This is a genomic window from Haladaptatus sp. (assembly GCF_049589095.1).
Taxonomy (GTDB): Archaea; Halobacteriota; Halobacteria; order Halobacteriales; family Haladaptataceae; genus Haladaptatus.
Map to the genome: position 1 here is coordinate 1 of NZ_JBAWAC010000428.1, position 4386 is coordinate 4386.

At 59.8% G+C, this 4386-nt stretch carries 4 protein-coding genes; 3 read left to right on the top strand and 1 reads right to left on the bottom strand.

Annotated elements, in window-relative coordinates; genetic code table 11:
* Positions 1–408 precede the first annotated feature (408 nt).
* Positions 409–1122 carry a hypothetical protein gene (locus tag WBV42_RS13490; protein ID WP_423986485.1) on the top strand — a complete coding sequence of 238 codons (714 nt, stop codon included), beginning with the start codon at positions 409–411 and terminating at the stop codon, positions 1120–1122.
* A 109-nt stretch (positions 1123–1231) separates the two neighbouring features.
* On the opposite strand, the gene WBV42_RS13495 is transcribed toward WBV42_RS13490, so the two are convergent.
* Positions 1232–3031: a multicopper oxidase domain-containing protein gene (locus WBV42_RS13495; RefSeq protein ID WP_423986486.1), complete on the bottom strand. Its 1800-nt coding sequence runs from the start codon at positions 3029–3031 to the stop codon at positions 1232–1234.
* A gap of 125 nt (positions 3032–3156) precedes the next feature.
* Between WBV42_RS13495 and WBV42_RS13500 the strand changes: the two genes are divergently transcribed.
* The gene (locus tag WBV42_RS13500) at positions 3157–3684 is read left to right on the top strand and encodes a twin-arginine translocation signal domain-containing protein (RefSeq protein ID WP_423986487.1); all 528 of its coding nucleotides are present in this window, start codon (positions 3157–3159) and stop codon (positions 3682–3684) included.
* Positions 3681–4386: FAD-dependent oxidoreductase (locus WBV42_RS13505; RefSeq protein ID WP_423986488.1), on the top strand; the 706-nt coding region annotated here is incomplete at its 3' end. The genes WBV42_RS13500 and WBV42_RS13505, both read left to right, overlap by 4 nt.

Consider the following 4386-nt stretch of genomic DNA (forward strand, 5'->3'; position numbering starts at 1 on the left):
GACAAACTGGATGAGGCGTTGGAGAGCGCTCCTGACGTGCTCAAACAAGTCGAGAATGCCTGAACTTCGACGGCTGATTTTTCCGATTGCTGGCGGGGGGAGATACCTGTTGCCTCGAAGAGGACACCGTTGCGACTGGTTTTCGGATAGCGGTCCGAATCGGAAGCCAAAATCTCATCGGGAGCCGAACGGAAACCGTTGTTCTGCCGAAAACAGCCGCGACAAGCGGTTCTTGGTGCTTTTCCTGCTTGCGGAAACGACCAACACACCGTACAGCAAATCGTATGATGCTATATGAAATAGGTCGCGTCGGCAACCGCGGCGTCGATACTCGTGCAAATAACTGCCCACAGGAAATCCTCGTCAGCTATCACTACTTACTTGATTGGGAACCGTCTTTACTTTTGTATGAATCGGCGGTCATTCAATCGTCTCTTTGCGCTGGGGGGTCTCTCACTCGTCTCCGGTTGTAGCCACCCGCTGCCGCCGCCGAAAGGAAAAGTCATCGAACGGTCGGTGGTGGGGAAGTCCGGTGGTGAACAGACGCCCCTCTTGAGTGTGACGGATAACGGCGATGGTCCATCGGTCGGCTCCGTCCTCCACGGCCGTTCTATCGGACCCGGTTTCGTGCTCGACGAGGAGTTGCGGGGGAAGTTGGGGCGAAAATACGGGAATATCGGCTACTATCTGAAGATACGCCACGAGGGGTACGATGGGGTACAGTTAGCGCCTGCAGATGGCTCGGTGAAATGGTATTCGACTCCGCTCGACCAGTTCAACACCGTCCAGATAGACGACTTCGTCATCCTCGCCACCACCATCAGCGGCTCCATCGGGAGTTTTCATCGGGTCGTCCGCGACGGAACGGTCGCGGAGAAGAAACCCACGGACGGGCGCTTTGGGACGATTTCACCCGGCGAAGACAGCAGATACGTCAAGCTAAAGCACGCGTTCGGGAAGACGACTATCGAGGTATCGTACCTGAGTTCGTCGGAGGTCTACGAAGAGATAAAAGTGGACGGGAGCTACACGTTCGGGGTGAAGCGGAAAACGTCGGAGGACGGAACGCCCTACTCGTATCTCGATTCGCTCGACCCCGGTCACGGATATTCGGTGCTGTAGAACCGAGTCGGTGATTTCGAACCCGTCGATCAGCAGTTGCCCTGGTTGGACGATATTTTGAAGAACTAATGGAATCGCAAGGACGGTGAGACTCCGAAAGAGTGGTCAGTTAATCCTGACTGTAGCCCTTCGGGTCGACCTCGAACGGACGAATCATCTCGTGATTCGCGTGTTCCATCATGTGACAGTGCCAGACGAATCGTCCAGTGATGTCACGAAAGAGACCGTCGATTTCGCCGAAGTGTGCGACGATACTGGTGACATCGCCGGACGGGGCGACGACCGTGTCGTGCCACCCGGTCTCCTGCTCGCGCGGCGGACGATGGGAAGTCGTGGGTGAAATCGCGCCGGAGTCTTTGAACAGTTCGATGTCGAATCCCTGCCGGCCGAGCACTTGGAACTGGACGAGGTGGATGTGAATGGGGTGGAAGTCGTCACTGACGTTGACGAGGTGCCACACTTCGGTCGTGCCGACGGTCGGACGCTCTGTCGCTTCATGGCTATACCATAGACCGTCGAGGAGCAACATGATCCGTCCGTGTTCGTCGGTGGTTTCGTCGAGCGTGAGCACACGCTCTCGGACGGCGTCGTCCTTCTCGATAGTCGGGACGGGGTTCGTGCCGGCGTTCTGACTGTTACCGAGACGGGGAAGCGGTCCGAACGAGTCCGGAACCGTACTGTCGTCGTTGACGTCGGAATCTTGCACGTCGAAGCGCATGATTTCCGGAAGCGGTGACTGGTTCTCGGACGAAGGATCACCGCCGACGTAGGGTGCCTTCGCGTCGTTGTGGAGGAGGAGACTCTCGCCAGCGTAGTCGGAGAAATCGACGACCCACTGGCCGCGCTGGGCGCTGCCGAGGAGGAGACCGTCGGTGAGTTCGACGGGCTTGTTCATGTAGCCGCCGTCGCTGGCGACTTGAACGAAGTTCGGCCCGTCCTCGCCTGTAGGCTTGCCCGCATCGGCATCGTAGCCTTTCAGCGAGAGATGGTAGAATCGAGCGTTCGACGCGTTGAGCATGTGGAAGCGGTACTTTCGCGGTTCGACTTCGAACGTTGGCCACGCTTTCCCGTTGACGGTGGCGACATCACCGAAGAACATTTCGACGATACTCGGGGAGATGCCGCCCCGCTCGGGACCGGGATAGAAGGCGGAACCATCATCGTTGAACGCGCGGTCCTGAAGGACGAGGGGGAGTTCGTACTTCCCCGAAGGTAGTTTGTCGGTGCCACCAACATCACCCCGAATGAGGTAGAGTCCGGCGAGACCGGCGTAGACGTTCAGTCGGTTCGCGCCGAGCGCATGGTCGTGATACCAGAGCGTCGTCGGAGGCTGGTGGTTCTGATACGTGTAGGTCTCGCCACCGTAGTACGGACCGGTGGTTTTGCCGTCGGGCGTGTACCACGCCTGTGGGTAGCCGTCGTTGACGGAATTAGCGTTGCTTCCGTGGACGTGGACGACCGAGCGGACTTCCGGGTTCCCCTTCTGGGAAGGGAGCGTCGTATCGACTGGGAAGATATGCTCGTCGGGCAGTTCCCCGTTCGCCCAGTGGACCGAAATCGTCTGACCGCGCTGGACCTCGAATGTCGGACCGGGGAACTGACCGTCGTAGCCCCAGATGGTGGTGTCGTCGAGGTCAGGATGGAACGACTGCGTTGCCTCTTTCATCATCACCTCGTAGTGGGGATGGCCGTCTTTCTTCCCGGACGGTTGTTTGATATCGGGAACGGTGAGGTCGGTAACGAACTTTTCGAGGTCGGGAGATGAATGTGAAGAATCGCTCGACGTACTCGTGTTCGACGAGTTACCGACGAGACCGTTACAGCCTGCGAGCAACCCGGTGGCGGCGAGCGCACTACCGCCTTTGAGAAACGTACGACGCAATGTTCCGTCTCGGTCGGGGAGAGTCATCGACTTGAAAATATTTAGGCCCTCCTAAAACCCTATCGTTTTTTAGGTGTGCCAAAACAAACCGCCACAGCAAACGAATCGATGAGACGATAGCTTAAAGCTTAGGTTTGCCTAATCGCGGCACGATGGAACTGACGCGGCGTGACGTGCTCACGGCACTCGGGGCTGTAGGCGTTGCCGGCGGCGCGGCCGTCTTCGTGGACTCCGAATCGAAATCGGGAACCCCACCACTTTCGGACCACGAGGTGGCAACGCTCGTCGCCGTCGCCGAAGTCGCGTATCCGAATACGATATCAGGAGTCGAATCGTTCGTCAGGAAGTACTCCGTCGCACGTGCGAACGACGACCCCGACTACCGGGCGGGGATACAGGACGCGCTCGGCGCGCTTGACGACGCGACGACCGATTGGTTCGATGGGAAATTCGTGACGCTCGACGAGGATACGTGTTCAACTGCACTTCGGCAAGTGGGTGCGGTCGCGGGCGACCCCAACCCGGATGGCCTACGGGGCGAACGAATCCGCTACTACGTGCTGAACGAACTACTCTTCGCGCTGTACACCACGCCGACCGGTTCGAAACTGGTTGGACTGGAGAACCCGCCGGGGTATCCCGGCGGGGATACGTCCTATCAGCGGGGGCCGCAGTCGTGACCGACCGCGGCCCCCGTGCGGATGCGGATGTCTGCGTCATCGGTGCTGGCCCGGCGGGAGCACTCGTCGCCCATCAGGCGGCCAAAGCAGGCTATTCGGTCGTCGTGCTGGATGCCGGGCCGCGCTTCGATTTCGAGGACCGCTCCGAACGCGAGGAGCGCGCGATCAGACCCGGGAGTTCGAAACCACCGTGGAACATGGGCGAGGAAGGTGACCACGGGAAGCGCGACGCCTACACCAGCAGTGGACCGAAGGAGTACCCGTTGAACACCGCGCGCGTGAAGGGCGTCGGCGGAAGTACCCTCCACTGGCAGGGGATGGTGATGCGTCTCCACGAGCGGGATTTCCGCCTGCACAGCGAGACGGGGATGGGGGTGGATTGGCCGCTCTCCTACGCCGACCTGCGACCGTACTACGCACGCGCTGAGCGTGCGTTCGGGGTTGCGGGCGCGAGCGACAACCCCTTCGCCCCACCTCGAACAACACCGTTTCCGCTTCCGGCGTTCCCTCCTTCCTATTCGGATGCGATGTTCGCCGAGGCCTGCGAGTCGCTCGAAATCACGACCCATTCGGTACCGAACGCGCGGAATTCGGAATCCTACCGCGGACGGAGCGAGTGTCTGGGCTACGGAACCTGCAAACCGGTGTGTCCCTCCGGTGCGAAGTACGACGCAACCGCAACTATCGACGGTGCCGAGAAGG

Coding starts and splice junctions, on each gene's coding strand:
- WBV42_RS13490 (WP_423986485.1), top strand. CDS start 409: ATGAATCGGCGGTCATTCAATCGTCTCTTTGCGCTGGGGGGTCTCTCA.
- WBV42_RS13500 (WP_423986487.1), top strand. CDS start 3,157: ATGGAACTGACGCGGCGTGACGTGCTCACGGCACTCGGGGCTGTAGGC.
- WBV42_RS13495 (WP_423986486.1), bottom strand. CDS start 3,031: ATGACTCTCCCCGACCGAGACGGAACATTGCGTCGTACGTTTCTCAAA.